At 63.0% G+C, this 15048-nt stretch carries 19 protein-coding genes; 10 read left to right on the forward strand and 9 right to left on the reverse strand.

The window, feature by feature from the left end:
• Positions 1-63: 63 nt before the first annotated feature.
• Positions 64-840: a glycerophosphodiester phosphodiesterase gene (gene ugpQ / locus ACP7AD_RS04970; protein ID WP_426146030.1), complete on the forward strand. Its 777-nt coding sequence runs from the start codon at positions 64-66 to the stop codon at positions 838-840.
• A 67-nt stretch (positions 841-907) separates the two neighbouring features.
• Here the strand turns inward: ugpQ and ACP7AD_RS04975 are convergent, their stop codons facing one another.
• Positions 908-1198: a hypothetical protein gene (locus tag ACP7AD_RS04975; protein ID WP_426146031.1), complete on the reverse strand. Its 291-nt coding sequence runs from the start codon at positions 1196-1198 to the stop codon at positions 908-910.
• 112 nt (positions 1199-1310) lie between these two features.
• Here ACP7AD_RS04975 and hemA point away from each other — a divergent pair, with 112 nt between their 5' ends.
• From hemA to grxD, 4 genes are all read left to right on the forward strand, one after another.
• Positions 1311-2600 carry a glutamyl-tRNA reductase gene (gene hemA, locus ACP7AD_RS04980; RefSeq protein WP_426146033.1) on the forward strand — a complete coding sequence of 430 codons (1290 nt, stop codon included), beginning with the start codon at positions 1311-1313 and terminating at the stop codon, positions 2598-2600.
• Positions 2601-2693: 93 nt separating this feature from the next.
• On the forward strand, positions 2694-3815 hold the full coding sequence (prfA, locus tag ACP7AD_RS04985; RefSeq protein ID WP_426146034.1) for a peptide chain release factor 1: 1122 nt from the start codon (positions 2694-2696) through the stop codon (positions 3813-3815).
• A gap of 96 nt (positions 3816-3911) precedes the next feature.
• The gene (gene prmC, locus ACP7AD_RS04990) at positions 3912-4772 is read left to right on the forward strand and encodes a peptide chain release factor N(5)-glutamine methyltransferase (RefSeq protein ID WP_426146036.1); all 861 of its coding nucleotides are present in this window, start codon (positions 3912-3914) and stop codon (positions 4770-4772) included.
• 112 nt (positions 4773-4884) lie between these two features.
• Positions 4885-5214: a Grx4 family monothiol glutaredoxin gene (gene grxD / locus ACP7AD_RS04995; protein WP_426146038.1), complete on the forward strand. Its 330-nt coding sequence runs from the start codon at positions 4885-4887 to the stop codon at positions 5212-5214.
• Positions 5215-5269: 55 nt separating this feature from the next.
• Here the strand turns inward: grxD and ACP7AD_RS05000 are convergent, their stop codons facing one another.
• The 8 genes from ACP7AD_RS05000 to ACP7AD_RS05035 form a co-directional block, all read right to left on the reverse strand.
• Positions 5270-5533 carry a hypothetical protein gene (locus tag ACP7AD_RS05000; protein ID WP_426146039.1) on the reverse strand — a complete coding sequence of 88 codons (264 nt, stop codon included), beginning with the start codon at positions 5531-5533 and terminating at the stop codon, positions 5270-5272.
• Positions 5534-5615: 82 nt separating this feature from the next.
• Positions 5616-5822 (reverse strand): DNA gyrase inhibitor YacG, encoded by a 207-nt coding sequence (locus tag ACP7AD_RS05005; protein ID WP_029527645.1) that lies wholly within the window; start codon positions 5820-5822, stop codon positions 5616-5618.
• Positions 5823-5882: 60 nt separating this feature from the next.
• Positions 5883-6638 carry a cell division protein ZapD gene (gene zapD / locus ACP7AD_RS05010; protein WP_426146041.1) on the reverse strand — a complete coding sequence of 252 codons (756 nt, stop codon included), beginning with the start codon at positions 6636-6638 and terminating at the stop codon, positions 5883-5885.
• Positions 6639-6675: 37 nt separating this feature from the next.
• Positions 6676-7287 (reverse strand): dephospho-CoA kinase, encoded by a 612-nt coding sequence (gene coaE, locus ACP7AD_RS05015; RefSeq protein WP_426146043.1) that lies wholly within the window; start codon positions 7285-7287, stop codon positions 6676-6678.
• A gap of 3 nt (positions 7288-7290) precedes the next feature.
• Positions 7291-8130: a prepilin peptidase gene (locus ACP7AD_RS05020; protein WP_426146044.1), complete on the reverse strand. Its 840-nt coding sequence runs from the start codon at positions 8128-8130 to the stop codon at positions 7291-7293.
• A 17-nt stretch (positions 8131-8147) separates the two neighbouring features.
• The gene (locus tag ACP7AD_RS05025) at positions 8148-9365 is read right to left on the reverse strand and encodes a type II secretion system F family protein (protein WP_426146046.1); all 1218 of its coding nucleotides are present in this window, start codon (positions 9363-9365) and stop codon (positions 8148-8150) included.
• 85 nt (positions 9366-9450) lie between these two features.
• Positions 9451-11187, reverse strand: a complete 1737-nt coding sequence (pilB, locus tag ACP7AD_RS05030) for a type IV-A pilus assembly ATPase PilB (RefSeq protein WP_426146048.1) — start codon at positions 11185-11187, stop codon at positions 9451-9453.
• A gap of 215 nt (positions 11188-11402) precedes the next feature.
• A complete protein-coding gene (locus ACP7AD_RS05035) occupies positions 11403-11816 on the reverse strand; it encodes a type II secretion system protein N (RefSeq protein ID WP_426146050.1) in 414 nt (137 codons plus the stop codon).
• Positions 11817-11881: 65 nt separating this feature from the next.
• Here ACP7AD_RS05035 and gspG point away from each other — a divergent pair, with 65 nt between their 5' ends.
• From gspG to gspK, 5 genes are all read left to right on the forward strand, one after another.
• Positions 11882-12331 (forward strand): type II secretion system major pseudopilin GspG, encoded by a 450-nt coding sequence (gene gspG, locus ACP7AD_RS05040; RefSeq protein WP_426146052.1) that lies wholly within the window; start codon positions 11882-11884, stop codon positions 12329-12331.
• A gap of 153 nt (positions 12332-12484) precedes the next feature.
• Positions 12485-12940 (forward strand): prepilin-type N-terminal cleavage/methylation domain-containing protein, encoded by a 456-nt coding sequence (locus tag ACP7AD_RS05045; RefSeq protein WP_426146053.1) that lies wholly within the window; start codon positions 12485-12487, stop codon positions 12938-12940.
• Positions 12940-13317, forward strand: a complete 378-nt coding sequence (gspI, locus tag ACP7AD_RS05050) for a type II secretion system minor pseudopilin GspI (RefSeq protein WP_426146097.1) — start codon at positions 12940-12942, stop codon at positions 13315-13317. Before ACP7AD_RS05045 ends, gspI begins: the two co-directional genes overlap by 1 nt.
• 2 nt (positions 13318-13319) lie before the next feature.
• Entirely contained in the window at positions 13320-14045 is a 726-nt protein-coding gene (locus tag ACP7AD_RS05055; RefSeq protein WP_426146054.1) for a PulJ/GspJ family protein, read from the forward strand.
• Positions 14045-15043 (forward strand): type II secretion system minor pseudopilin GspK, encoded by a 999-nt coding sequence (gene gspK / locus ACP7AD_RS05060; RefSeq protein WP_426146056.1) that lies wholly within the window; start codon positions 14045-14047, stop codon positions 15041-15043. The genes ACP7AD_RS05055 and gspK overlap by 1 nt, the downstream gene beginning before the upstream one ends.
• The last annotated feature ends 5 nt before the right edge of the window (positions 15044-15048 follow it).

The following is a 15048-nucleotide window of genomic DNA, read 5'->3' on the forward strand; positions in this document are numbered from 1 at the left end:
TTATATTATCGCAGCCCCTCATTTTCCCAATCCGGGCCGTCCAAGCCCTTATAAAACCTCCGTTTGGCCCCCAACAACCCCACCGCCCACTGGCCTTATCCCTTCTGGATCGCGCACCGGGGCGCGGGCAAGCTGGCGCCGGAAAACACGCTGGCCGCCTTCCGCCTGGGGGCGCAGCACGGCTACCGGATGTTCGAATGCGATGCCAAGCTGAGCGCCGACGGCGTGCCCTTCCTGATGCACGACGCGAGGCTGACCCGAACGACCAACGCGGCTAACAAGCTGGGGACCGGTGCCAGCGCGACCGGCGGCGACCACGCCTGGGCCGAGTTGTCGCAGCTCGATGCCGGCAGCTGGCATTCGCGCACCTTCGCCGGCGAGCCGCTGCCGACGCTGGAAAACGCCACCCGCTTTTGCCGCGCCAACGGCTATGCGCTGAACATCGAGATCAAGCCGACGCCCGGCACCGAGCGCCGCACCGGCGAGGTGGTGGCATCGCATGCCCTGCGCTGGTGGCAAGGCGCCAGCGTTGCGCCGCTGCTGACGTCTTTTTCACACGATGCGCTGCAGGGCGCGCGCGAAACGGCGCCCGATTTGCCGCGCGGCCTGCTGCTCGAGACGCTGCCTGATGGCTGGCTGCAAGCCGCCCTCGCGCTGGGCTGCGTCGCAGTGGTCTGCAAGCATGTGTTGTGGGACAGCGCCAAGGTTAAAAAAACCCATGACGCGGGCTTGCGCGCCTTGAGCTACACCGTCAACGACGAGCCGGCCGCCCGGCGCCTGATGGAACTGGGCACCGACGGCATCATCACCGACCGGGTGGATTTGTTCAGCCCGGCTTGATCCGGCAGCCCGTTTCTTGACCCAGGTCAACAAACCGGTTGCCGCTCTTGCCCTGGACAAGCTGGTGCTAGCGCTTCCAGCCGCCCAGCTGGCACCACTGGCTGGCCGCCATGGCCAGCACCAAAAGCACATAGGTCAGCATCTTGCCGTCACGGCCCAGCAGGACCACGCCGGCGACCAGCACCGCCGACCCGACTACAAAATTGATAGCTGCTTGTGCCCGCCAACTATGCGCAATAGCCTTATTTGATGCAAAAAATCCCGGAAACAGGCGGGAAAATACCACCAGCAGCAAGGCGATCAGCGCGGCAGGTGCCAGCAGGTTGAGCAGATGCCCGGCAAGGAGATAAGCAGTCATGGCAGTGCGTCGGGATTGAAGAGAACGCGCTAGAAGCGGCCGGTGGAAATGAGCAAAAAGGAGATTGCGCCCGGGCGCCCGGTTCTCATCACTTCAATTTTATAATGCGCAGATGTCAGTCTGGGCCCTGGGGCTAAACCATCACACCGCACCGCTGGATTTGCGCGGACGCTTCGCGTTCGCCCTCGACCAGATCGAACCCACCCTGCGCGGCCTGCGCGCCTCGCTGGCGCGCCAGCCCGAGGCCACGCTGCTGTCCACCTGCAACCGAACCGAAATCTACTGCGCCGGCGACGCCAAAGACCTCGACAGCACGGTCGAATGGCTGGCGCACAACGGCGGCGTGTCGCCTTTGCTGCTGCGCGCCCATGCTTACGCGCTGCACGACGACCAGGCTGCGCGCCACGCCTTTCGCGTCGCCAGCGGGCTCGATTCGATGGTGCTCGGCGAGCCGCAGATCCTTGGTCAAATGAAGGACGCGGTGCGCGCCGCCGAAGACGCCGGCGCCATGGGCACGACGCTGCACCAGCTGTTTCAACGCTCGTTTGCTGTTGCCAAGGAAGTGCGCACCAGCACCGAGATTGGCGCGCACAGCATCAGCATGGCCGCTGCTAGCGTGCGGCTGGCCGGCCAGCTGTTTGAAGACCTGGCCGACATCAAGGTGCTGTTTGTCGGCGCCGGTGAAATGATCGACCTCACCGCCACCCACTTCGCCGCCAAAAAACCCAAGGCCATGGCGATTGCCAACCGTACATTGGAACGCGGCGAAAAGCTCGCCAGCCGCTTTGGCGCCGAGGTGATGCGCCTGGGCGACCTGCCTGGCCGCCTGCATGAATTCGACGCGGTCATCAGCTGCACCGCCAGCACCTTGCCGATCATCGGCCTGGGCGCGGTCGAGCGCGCGCTGAAGCAGCGCCGGCACCGGCCGATGTTCATGGTCGATCTGGCGGTGCCGCGCGACATCGAACCCGAAGTCAAGGCGCTGTCAGATGTTTACCTCTACACCGTCGATGACCTGGCGCATGTGGTGCAGACCGGCCGAAACAGCCGGCAGGCAGCGGTGGCCGAAGCCGAGGTCATCATCGATGCGGGCGTGCAGAACTTCATGCACTGGCTGGACCAGCGCGGCAGCGTGCCGCTGATCCAGCAGCTCAATGCGCAGGCCGATGCCTGGCGCGCGCTTGAGATCGTGCGCGCCAAAAAACTGCTGGCCCGAGGCGAACCGATCGAGGAAGTGCTCGAAGCCATGAGCCGTGGCCTGACGCAAAAAATGCTGCACGGCGCCATGGCCGAGCTGCACGCGGGCGACGCCAGCAGCCGCGAAGCCACGGCGCGCACCGTGTCCAAGCTGTTCCTGCGCGGCCAGATGCCCAGGGCCACAGCCGATCACAAAGAGCGTTAGCGCCGGCTTTCCAACTGCCGCCGCCAAAGCGCGCTGCGCCCTCCTCCCGGTAAGCCGCCGGAAGTTTCTCCTGCTTCTTTCTTGACCTTGTCCATGAAACCCTTTCTTCGCCACACCCTGGACCGCCAGCTTTTGCGGTTGCATGAACTCGACGCCCTGCTGTCCGCCAGCGACGTGGTCAGCGATCTGGATCGCTTTCGCACGCTGACCCGCGAACATGCCGAGGCCAGCGTGGTGGCAGAGCAGTACAACCGCCTGACCCGCCGCGAAGCCGACCTGGCCAGCGCCGAAACCATGCTGGCCGAAGCCGCAAGCGATGCAGACATGGCGGAGATGGCCGAGGAGGAAATCAAGGCCGCCAAGGCCGATATCGCGCAACTAGACGAAGCGCTGCAGCTGATGCTGATTCCCAAGGACCCGGACGACAAGCGCGCCGCCTTCATCGAAATCCGCGCCGGCACCGGCGGCGACGAATCGGCGCTGTTCGCCGGCGACCTGTTTCGCCTGTACACCCGCTTTGCCGAGCGCAAGCGCTGGCAGGTCGAGATCATCAGCGAGTCGCCGAGCGAACTTGGCGGCTACAAGGAAGTGGTGCTGCGCATCGACGGCCCGCCCGACATGCTGGGCGTGGGCGTGTACGGCAAGCTGCGCTTCGAATCGGGCGGCCACCGCGTGCAGCGCGTGCCGGCGACCGAAACCCAGGGGCGCATCCACACCAGCGCCTGCACCGTGGCGGTGCTGCCCGAGCCCGACGAAGCCGTCGCCATCCAGATCAACCCGGCCGACCTGCGCATCGACACCTACCGCGCCAGCGGCGCCGGCGGCCAGCACATCAACAAAACCGATTCGGCGGTGCGCATCACGCATTTGCCGACCGGCATCGTCGCCGAATGCCAGGAGGGCCGCAGCCAGCACGGCAACAAGGCCCAGGCGATGAAGGTGCTGACGGCGCGCATACATGAAAAGGACCGTTCGGCCCAGGCCGCCAAGGACGCCGCCACGCGCAAGGGCCTGATCGGCAGCGGCGACCGCAGCGACCGTATCCGCACCTACAATTTTCCGCAGGGCCGGCTGACCGACCACCGCATCAACCTGACGCTGTACAAGCTCCTGACCATCATGGAAGGCGACCTGGACGACGTGGTCACGGCGCTGCAGGTGGCGCGCGGCGCCGAGCAGCTGAACGAGCTGGAAACCGCCAATAACGGCGGCTGACCTGGAGCACCGCATAGTTTTAAGAGAAATAGCCATCTTGCGCACTAACCACGGGCGCAAGCAGCTATTATTTATATAGCAAATCAAAGCCCGACCGTGAAATACTCCACCTGCGCGCAAACCCTGGCAGCGGCCCAACACCTTGGGCTCGACCGGCTGGACGCTCAGTTGCTGCTGCTGCACGCGCTGGGCAAGCCCGCCAGCGACCGGTCCTGGCTGCTGGCGCACGACACCGATGAACTCGCGCCAGGGGTGATCGAATCGTTTCGCGCGCTGAGCCTGCGCCGGGTCGATGGCGAGCCGCTGGCCTACATCGTCGGCAGCAAGGAGTTTTTTGGCCTGGCGCTGCTGGTCGATGCGCGCGTGCTGGTGCCCCGGCCCGATACGGAAACTCTGGTCGAATGGTCGCTTGACGTGTTGAAGTCGCAAGGCCCGGCGCTGCAGGTGCTGGACCTGGGCACCGGCAGCGGCGCGATCGCCCTGGCCATTGCCCACAGCCTGCAAGCGCAAGGCCGCCAGGCGCAGGTCACGGCGGTCGATGCAAGCGCCCCGGCCTTGGTTGTTGCGCGTGAAAACGCCCGGCGACTGGGCCTGGCCGTGGTCTTCATTGAAAGCAGCTGGCTTGAGCAGGTCAGCGCAAGCTTTCACCTGATCGCCAGCAATCCGCCTTACATCGCCAGCGCCGACCCGCACCTGGCGGCCTTGATGCATGAACCGCGGCAGGCGCTGACCGCCGGCGCCGACGGGTTTGATGACCTCCGGCGCATCATCCGGCAGGCGCCCGGCCACCTGCTGCCCGGCGGCTGGCTGCTGCTGGAGCATGGCTACGATCAGGCGGAGCAGGTCCGTGAATTGCTGATTCGGCAAGGATTTTTGCAGGTCCAGAGCCGCCGCGACCTGGCAGGCATCGAGCGCTGCTCCGGCGGCCAATGGCCCGGCATGACCGGCAATCCCTGACGGGCACAGGGCATCGGGCAGACAGCGATAATCTGGCTTCGGAATTCGTACATTCAGATTCCAGGTACTCCACATTCCGGCTTGAACGCCATTTCACCTGAAGGATTTCAACATGAGCCCTACCGACCCGACCCAGCAACGCATTGACGAGCTTGTCAAATCCAGCGATGTGGTGCTTTTCATGAAGGGCACGGCCCAGTTTCCAATGTGCGGTTTTTCCGGACGTGCGATCCAGGTGCTCAAGGCCTGCGGCGTGACCAAGCCGGCCACGGTCAATGTGCTGGAAGACGAAGGCATCCGCAACGGCATCAAGAGCTACAGCAACTGGCCGACCATTCCCCAGCTATACGTCAAGGGCGAGTTCGTAGGCGGCTCCGACATCATGATGGAGATGTACCAGAACGGTGAACTTCAGGAAATGCTCGGCGCGCCCAAGGACTAAAGCCAAGCCACCCGAGCCTGCAACGCCCGCATCGCGGGCGTTTTTCGTTTCTGCTTCAGCGCGTATAGCCTGCGCAAGCCCCGGCATTGACCTGCCCATGGCATTCACGCCTCAGGCGGCTGCTTCGTTCTTTGGTCGTTTCGGCGGAACCCGGCAGAAACCGGACCTGGCCGCTGGCGCCTGTTTTGGTCTTTTTCTTGGCAGACGCTGCCGGCTTTTCGCCGGAAACTGCCGACGATGCCCCGGCGTGCGCGCTGCCGAGCAGCAAGGCGGCCAGGAACATGGCGGTCCAAAATGGCTTGAGTACGCTATTTTTCATTTTTATCTCCCTGTTTCTACCTACTTCTACCTGCTTACGCCGCAACGCCCATCCTGGCAGCCTGGAATGGCGCGAACAAGCCTTAATGCAGTTTTGGATCGCCGTAGGGCTGGTCATCAGGCGGCGTGTCGGCGGGCAGGCGGAAATCTTCGCTCGCCCAAGCGCCCATGTCGATGTTTTTGCAGCGTTCGCTGCAAAAAGGACGAAAAGGATTGCTGGGCGCATAAACACTGGGACCGCCGCAACCGGGGCACACCACCTGCCGCACGGGTGTAGGGTCTTTTTTCATGTCAGGGAAAGAGGTTCGGGTGTCAATGAAGAACGCAATGCGGATTCGGTCTGGTCTGGCTCAGGTGCACAGCGTCAGGTCAAACACGGTTTCCTCATTGCTGGTTTGCTGGCGACCGTCGTTGTCGTGGGACATGAAACGCACCGACACCATCAGGCGGTTGCAGCTGATTTCGGGAATTACCGCCACGCCCGAACGCAGCCGCAACCTGAGCAGCTGGTAAGTACGCCCCTGCGACAACATTTGCTGGTACTGGCCGGCGGGCGCAATCACCTTCTGCGGCGCTCCCGAATCGCGCACCAGCCTGAGCAGCAGGTTCAGCGACTCGGCCAGCGGAACCAGCGGCGCCACCCAGCGCTGCAGGTCGTGTTGGCGAACGTTGACGCCCAAGTGCTGCCAGGCGTGGTAGGCCGGCAAGTCGAATTCGCAGGTGCCGCCAGGAATGCCGATACGGCTGCGAATGCTCATCAGCCAGTCGTTTTCGGTCAATGACTGGCCAACCTTGCCGGAAAGTTCATTCATGCTGGAAAAACAGGCGTCGAGCTCGGCGGTGATGTCGTCAAGCACCTGTTCCGAAATGACCGGGTTGCCACGGTAGCCGTTCAGCACATGCTTCTGCTTTTCAATGTCCTTGAGCACATCGGTTTTCAGGTCCGCGCGCGCACCGACATCCATGATTTCAAAAATGGTGGCCAGCGCGTGGTGGTGGTCAATCGGGCTGTCCCGTTTCACCAACTCGGCCAAGCGCAAAAACAGGTGCTCTAGCCGCAGGTAGGTACGTATGCGTTCGTTGAAGGGATGCTCGTAAAGAATCACGGAACTGGTTTTCCTGGCTTCAGTAGATTTTTTGTCATCATAGCCCGAAGCAGCGCGCCAGCTCTCGCACCTGCCGCTCCAGCGCCTGCAGGGACAAACCCTCGTTACAAATACAGGCGTCAGCCGCCGCCAGCCGTTGCGCGCGGCTGGCCTGGCCGGCGATGATTTTCACGACCATTTCACGGGGCAAAGCATTTCTGGCCATAACGCGGGCAATTTGCGTTTCTTCCATGCAGTCCACCACCAGCACACGGTCGAGCTGCTGGCGCCAGCGCCCGGACTCCACCAGCAAGGGGATGTCGAACACGATGCAGGAGTGGCCGGCTTGCACGGCTGCGCTGGCCTGGCGGGTGGATTCCTGGCTGACCAGGGGATGAATGATGGCTTCAAGCTGCCCTTTGATGGCGGGATCGCTGAACGCAAGCTGGCGCATCCGGTCGCGGTCCATCGCGCCTTCTGCCGTAATGGCCTGCGGCCCGAACTGCTTGGCCAGTTGGCCGATGGCCGCGCCTCCGGACGCGGTCAGCTGCCGGGAAATCGCATCGGCATCGATCAGCGCGGCGCCGCACGCCACCAGAACGCGCGCCACGGTGCTTTTGCCGCTGCCGATGCCGCCTGTCAGGCCTATACGCTGGACCGGCGGATGCATGGCTTACAAACCAATGAACAGAAGAATAGACTGGGGGCCGAAAACCATCGCGGTAAAGCCCGCGCCGGCCAGAAAAGGGCCGAAAGGCACATAGCCGCCCTCGCGCAGGCCGCTGGAGAACTTCATCGCGATGCCGATCGCCGCGCCAATCACCGAAGCCATCAGGATCATGGGCACCAGCGCAGTCCAGCCAAACCAGGCCCCGAGCGCGGCAAACAGCTTGAAGTCGCCGTAGCCCATGCCCTCCTTGCCGGTTGCCAGCTTGAAGGCCCAGTACACCGCCCACAATGAAAGATAGCCGGCCACCGCTCCCCACAGGGCTGATGGCAGATCGACCGCCGGGTTCCACTGCAGTGCCGCCGCGATCAGCCCCGCCCACAGCAAAGGCAAGGTCATGTCGTCGGGCAACAGGGTGGTGTCCCAGTCAATCACCGCCAGCGCCAGCAGCGCGGCAGAAAATCCGCACCAGGCCAGCGCCGTCATCGTCCAGCCCCAGCGCCAGGCGCAAAAGAAGAACAGAGCGCCCGTGACGGCCTCGACCAGCGGATAGCGCATGCCATAAGGCGCGCGGCAAGCCGAGCACTTGCCCCGCAAGAAAACATAGCTGAGCACCGGAATGTTTTCATACCAGCGGATCAAGTGGCCGCAACTCGAGCAGCGCGAACGCGGCGTCAGCAGATTGAACTTTTCTGCTGGCTCCGCTGGTGCGCTGTTCAACTCGGAGCATTCGGCTGCCCACTGGCGCTCCATCATCCTGGGAACGCGGTAGATGACAACGTTGAGAAAGCTGCCGATGAGCAGGCCCAAAATAGCGGCGAGTGCGGCGACAAGTCCCGCGTCCATGCTTGACGCCAGCAGCATCAAACGACCTGGCCGAGCTTGAAGATCGGCAGGTACATCGACACCACAATCCCGCCAATCAGCGTGCCCAAAAACACGATGATGATGGGCTCCATCAGGCTGGACAGGCCCGCCACCATTTCATCGACTTCGGCTTCGTAGAAATCGGCTGCCTTGCCCAGCATATGGTCCACCGAGCCCGACTCCTCGCCAATGGCGCACATCTGCAGCACCATGGTGGGAAACAGGTTGGCATTGCCCATGGCGGCGGTCAGGCTGGTGCCGGTCGAGACTTCCTGCTGGATTTTCACGGTGGCGTCAGCGTAGAGCGAGTTACCCGATGCGCCGCCGACCGAGTCCAGCGCTTCGACCAGCGGCACGCCGGCCGCGAACATCGTGGACAGGGTGCGGGTCCAGCGGGCAATGACGGATTTTTCGATCAGGGTGCCAAATACCGGCAGTTTCAGCAGCAGCCGGTCCATGACCTTCTGCATTTTTTCGCTGCGCTTCCAGGCCTGGAGGAAAAAATAGATACCGCCGCCGACACCGCCAAAAATCAGCCACCAGTAAGCGACAAAAAACTCGCTGATGGCCATCACGATCAGCGTGGGGGCCGGCAAATCGGCGCCAAAGGATGAAAACACCTCCTTGAACGCAGGAATCACGAAAATCATGATCACGGCGACCACCACGAAAGCCACCACCACCACGGAGGCCGGATACATCAGGGCCGATTTTATTTTCGACTTGATGGCCTCGGTTTTCTCCATATAAACCGCCAGGCGGTCGAGCAGCGACTCCAGAATACCGGCAGCCTCGCCGGCCTCGACGAGGTTGCAGTACAGCGCATTGAAATACATCGGATATTTGCGGAAAGCACCGCTGAGCGACGTTCCCGTTTCAACATCGGTGCGCACATCGTTCAGCAGCTTGGTCACGCTGGCATTGGGATTGCCGCGGCCGACGATGTCGAAAGACTGCAGCAGCGGCACGCCGGCCTTCATCATGGTGGCGAGCTGGCGGGTGAAGATGGCAATGTCACGCGGCTTGATGGACTTGCCCGAACGCATGCGGCGCTTTTTGATCTTGGTCGCCATCACCCCCTGCCTGCGCAGCGATACCTTGACCTGGTTTTCGCCAGCAGCACGGACTTCGCCGCGAACCTGTTTGCCGCCCCGGTCCTTGCCTTCCCACTCGAAGACAAATTCCTTGATATCTTTGGACAATGCGGTTGCCATAAAGCCTTATCGTTGTGTGGACGGCTTTCGAGCCGTCTTGTCGCTGCCGCCTGATGCCCTTATCCTGGGCTTGCTATGCGCCAGGCTAGGCATTGGTGCAGCCCAAAACCTCTTCCATTGAGGTCATTCCCAGTTTAACTTTGTACAAACCGGACTGGCGCAGGCTTCGCACGCCTTCGGCTTCAGCCTGGGCCGCGATTTCCATGGCGCTGCCGTCGCGCAGGACGATGCGCTGGATTTCTTCGGAAATGGGCATGACCTGGTAGATACCCAGCCGGCCCTTGTAGCCGTTGTTGCATTTGGCGCAACCCACCGGGTGAAAGGGCTTCCATGAACCATCGAGTTCATCGTCCTTGAAGCCAGCCTGAAGCATGGCCTCGCGCGGAATCTCGATGGCCGTCTTGCAGTGCGGGCACAAGCGCCGCGCCAGCCGCTGCGCCGTGATCAGGATCACGCTCGACGCGATGTTGAAGGGCGCGATGCCCATGTTGCGCATGCGCGTCAGGGTCGTGGGCGCATCATTGGTGTGCAGCGTGGACAGCACCAGGTGGCCGGTCTGCGCCGCCTTGATGGCGATGTCGGCGGTTTCAACATCGCGGATTTCACCCACCATGATGATGTCCGGATCCTGGCGCAGGAAGGCTTTGAGCGCCACCGGAAAGGTCATTCCGGCCTTTTCGTTCATGCTGACCTGGTTCACGCCGGGCAGGGTGATTTCGGCCGGATCTTCAGCGGTGGAAATGTTCACGCCGGCGGTGTTCAGGATGTTCAGGCAGGTGTAGAGCGAGACGGTTTTCCCCGAGCCTGTCGGCCCGGTCACCAGCACCATGCCGTAGGGCCGCTTGATCGCTTCGAGCAGGCGCTCTTTTTCGACCGGCTCGTAGCCCAGCGCGTCAATGCCCAGTTTGGCGCTGCTCGGGTCCAGGATACGGATGACGATTTTTTCGCCGAACATGGTCGGCAAGGTGCTGACCCGGAAGTCGATTACGCGGTCGGGGCCGATCTTGAGCTTCATCTTGCCGTCCTGCGGCACCCGTTTTTCGGAAATGTCCAGCTTGGAAATCACCTTGATGCGCGCGGCCAGCTTTTCCTTGATGGCCACCGGTGGAGAAGAAATTTCACGCAGTTCGCCGTCCACGCGAAATCGAACCCGGTAGGAATGCTCGAAAGGCTCGAAGTGCAGGTCGGACGCCCGCATGTTGAAGGCGTCAACCAGCATTTTGTGCAGGAATTTGACAATCGGCGCGTCTTCAACCTCCGATACGCTCGCTTCATTTTCCTGTGCAGCCGCAGCCTCCGAGAGATCCTCGTCAAACTCGAAATCCTCGCCGATGATGTTTTCAATGGCCTCGGACGCCGTCGCGCTCGACGCATCGACCAGCCGGGACAGCTTGTCGTATTCGGCAATGATCCAGTCCACGCCCAGCTGGGTGGAAAACTTGATCTTTTCCGCCGCGCCCTGGTCAGACGGATCAGCCGTCGCAATGATGAGCCGGTTATTGCGCTTGCCCAGCACCACGATGCGGCAGGCCAGGCAAATTTTTGCATCGAGCAAATCCTTGGGCAAACGCTGCATGTCAATGGCGTCCATGTCCACCAGCGGTGCGGCAAAGGACGTCGACATGATGTGCGCCAGGTCGAACGCCGAGACCGCGCCAGACCCTGTCAACTCGGCGATGAAGCTGTTTCGACTGCCCTGAGCCTTCAGAAAAATGTCCTCGGCTGCCTTTTGGCCCAGTTTGCCGGCCGACACCAAAGCTCTGCCGAGTCCGGGCAATGCCGTGGAGGCTGGATTTTTTAGCGCGGTCTCGGTAACGGACATGGTGTTCAATACGGGGTCAAAGAAAGAATCATCGCTTAATGATTACAGGGTGTAAACCTGGAGTTTTGGCAACAGTGTCCCCGTGTTGCACACAATTCACAAAATAATCAATAACGCAACAAACCGTGGTTGGCGACTTCGGCCTGAACTGTTTCGATACCGATAGCCTTGAAAAGCTTATGGATCAGGCACTGCATGCTATTGAAACAGCAGTATTACTGCGTCAGTTTGGGCATCTCCAGCGTCAGTTTTGCCGAGGTTCCTGTGCTCGAAGACAATACTGCATTCCGACCGTTTACCGATTCCAGCACCATCTCATTGTCAACCAGGTTACCTACGCGAACCGGTTTGGCTTCCTGGCCATCGACCGAAATCAGCGCGGCACCGGCGCGAATTCGCCCTGCCACCACGCCAATCAGGTCATAGCGGCTGGCCGCAGGTGCTGCGGTTGACGCCATGGCAACGGGGGCCATCCCGCCGCCCAGCGCTCGGGCAATGGCCTGTGAACTGACAGGAGGCATTTGCTCGACCAGCGCGGCGGAAGGCACGGCCGGCGTGGGCAGACCCCAGACCTTCAGACCCCAGTACACCACGCTGGCAGCGGCCAGCGCGGAGATGGCGAATGTCACAATTCTGGTGGACCATAGGCGATAGGCATCTGTCTGCATGGCAGGATTATCATTGAAGCGACTATATGACTACACAACACCCTCCCTCCCCGTCCCTTCGGCGGCGCCTTTCCGCAGGTTTTACCCTGATCGAACTGATGGTGGTGCTGGTGATCATCGGCGTGCTGGCCGCGCTGGTGGTGCCCAACGTGCTGGACCGCGCGGACGATGCGCGCGCCACGGCCGCCAAAACCGATGTCAACAACCTGATGCAGGCGCTCAAGCTCTACCGGCTGGACAACCAGCGCTATCCTGCCGCCGAGCAGGGATTGCAATCGCTGGTGGCCAAGCCGACCACCGGGCCGATTCCCTCCAACTGGAAATCCTACGTGGACAAGCTGCCCAACGACCCCTGGGGCCGCCCCTACCAGTACCTGAACCCTGGCATCAAGGGCGAAATCGACGTGATGTCCTTCGGTGCCGACGGGCAACCAGGGGGCGAGGGCAAGAATGCGGATATTGGCAGCTGGGAATAACGCCCCCACGCTTGCCACTTCGTGTGCTGCGCTGCCCCCCAAGGGGGCCGCTGCGCCTGCGGCCTGGCAAAGCCAGTTCCTCGGCCCCGGCTGGTTTGGAACGGGCATGCCCACGCTTCTGGCTATGTGGGTTCGCTGCCTTCCGGAGGTGCCATGAGGCATGGTTCGTCGTTCTCGCGGATTCGCCAGGCCGGCTTCACGCTGATCGAATTGCTGATGGTAGTAGCCATCATGGCCATTGCGACAGCAGGCGTCGGGCTGGCGCTGCGCGACACGTCGGGAACGGCGCTGGAACGCGAGGCGCAGCGGCTGGCGGTCTTGCTCGATTCGGCCCGGGCGCAGTCGCGCATGACCGCCAATCCGGTGCGCTGGCGTCCGACCGACACCGGCTTTGTTTTTGAAGGACTGGCGCAGGGCTCAACCTTTCCTTCCGCCTGGCTTGGCCCGGACGTGCGCGCAGCCGTCACCAGCGTCGTGGTGCTGGGACCGGAACCGGTCATCGGGCCGCAGCAAATTCGCCTGGTGTCCACTTCGGACCCTTCGCGCAGCCTGACCTTGGCCACGGACGGCATCCGGCCCTTTTCGGTTTTGACGGACGGTGGCCAATGATGCTGCGCAGCCGGCTCAGGCGCCTTGGTTCTCGCGGCTTCACGCTGATCGAGGTGCTGGTCGCGCTTGGCATCGTGGCGGTCGCGCTGGCGGCCGGCGTGCGGGCCACAGGCTCGCTGATGCGCAATTCAGAACGCCAGTCCGACCTGCTGCTGGCCCACCTGTGCGCTGAAAATGCACTGGTCGATGTGCGGCTATCGCGGCAAATGCCGGCGGTTGGCGACAACACCAGCCCTTGCGAACAGGCCGGCCGCGTTCTTTCCGTGCGGCTCTGGGTGCAGCCCACGCCCAATCCGAATTTTCTGCGGGTTGAAGCGCAGGTGATGGACGGCGCGGCGCGAATACTCGCGCTTTCAACCATCGTGGGGCGGTACTGAACATGGCGCTTCGACGTGCCGCTTTCCGCCGTTGTCCGCGCCCTGCGCAGGCGCGCGGCTTCACCCTGATCGAACTGCTGGTGGCCCTGGCCGCGATGGCCGTGATGGCCGGCCTGAGCTGGCGCGGGCTCGACGGCATGACGCGGGCACAGGCGCAGATCCAGCAGCGGGCCGATGCGGTGCTCACCCTGCAGGCCGGCCTCACGCAGTGGTCTGCCGACCTGGACGCACTGGCGCAGCTGCCTCGCACGCCAACGCTGGACTGGGACGGGCGAGGGCTGCGGATTGTCCGCCGCAGCACGTCACAGCCTGGCGACGGCCTGCTGGTGGTGGCGTGGTCACGGCGCAGTGTGAACGGCACCGACCAATGGCTGCGCTGGCAGTCGCCGCCGCAGTTTTCGCGGGGGGCCTTGCAAACCGCGTGGGAGCGTGCCGCCCAGTGGGCACAGAACCCGGGCGATGCCGAGAAGAGGGACGAAGTGCGCATCACGCCGCTTGAACAGTGGCAGATCTTCTACTTTCGCGGCAATGCCTGGACCAACCCCTTGTCCAGCGACAATGCCAACACGCCGGTGGCACCGGTTCGCAGCGCGCCCCAGGCCGTGGACACCGACCTGGCGCTGCCCGACGGCATCAGGCTGGTGCTGACGCTGCCCGCTGGCGAAGCTATCAACGGCACCCTCACGCGCGACTGGGTGCGTCCGGCGCTGTCGGGCGCCAAGTCGTGATGCTGGCTGGCATTTCTCCGGCGCGTCGCGGCGCGGCAGCGGCTGCAAGTCATGCCCGCCAGGCCGGCGCGGCCCTGCTCACGGCGATGCTGACGGTGGCACTGGTGGCCAGCCTGGCGGCCGGCGCCTTGTGGCAGCAGTGGCGCAGCGTGGAAGTCGAGGCCGCCGAGCGCGCGCGCGTGCAGTCGCTCTGGCTGCTGACCGGGGCGCTCGACTGGGCGCGCCTGATCCTGCGCGAGGATTCCCGCTCTGGCGGCGCCGACTACCTGGCCGAACCCTGGGCCGTGCCGCTGGAAGAAGCCCGGCTGTCCACCTTTCTGGCGACCGACAAGAAAAGCGACCCGGACGACGAGGCCAATGCTTCGCAAACCTTCCTGTCGGGCCTGATCACTGATCTGCAGTCGCGCCTGAACGTCACCAACCTGGTGGAAAGCGACGGCAAGGTGTCCGAGCCCTCGGTGAAAGCCTTTGCCAAACTGTTCGAACTGCTCGGGCTTCCCCCCGGGGAACTGCAGGTGCTGGTGGACAACCTGCGGCTCGCGCGGGACGCCAGCCCTGAAAATGCGGCAAACCCGCAGGCGCCCCTGCTGCCCCAGCGCATCGACCAGCTGGTCTGGCTGGGGCTGTCGCCGCCGAGTCTGGCCGTCCTGCGGCCTTACATCACGCTGCTGCCGGTGCGCACCCCGGTCAACCTGAACACCGCCAGCGCCACGGTGTTGTCAGCCTGCATTCCCTCGCTGGAAATGGGGCAGGCCCAGCAGCTGGTGAACGCGCGCCAGGCCAACCACTTCAAGACGCTGGACGATGTGAAAAAGCAGCTTGGCCAGACCGCCGTACAGCTCGATGACCTCGCGCAGTACAGCGTCAATTCACGTTTCTTCGAGATCCAGGGGCGGCTGCGGCTGGACCAGGCAGTGGTCGAGGAACATTCGGTGGTGCAGCGCGACGGGCCGGAGGTGAAGACCTTATGGCGCGACCGGGGCGCTCCGGCGCCTTGACATGA

The sequence above is a fragment of the Polaromonas sp. DSP2-3-2b2 genome, assembly GCF_049895905.1.
In the GTDB taxonomy this organism is placed as follows: Bacteria; Pseudomonadota; Gammaproteobacteria; order Burkholderiales; family Burkholderiaceae_C; genus Polaromonas.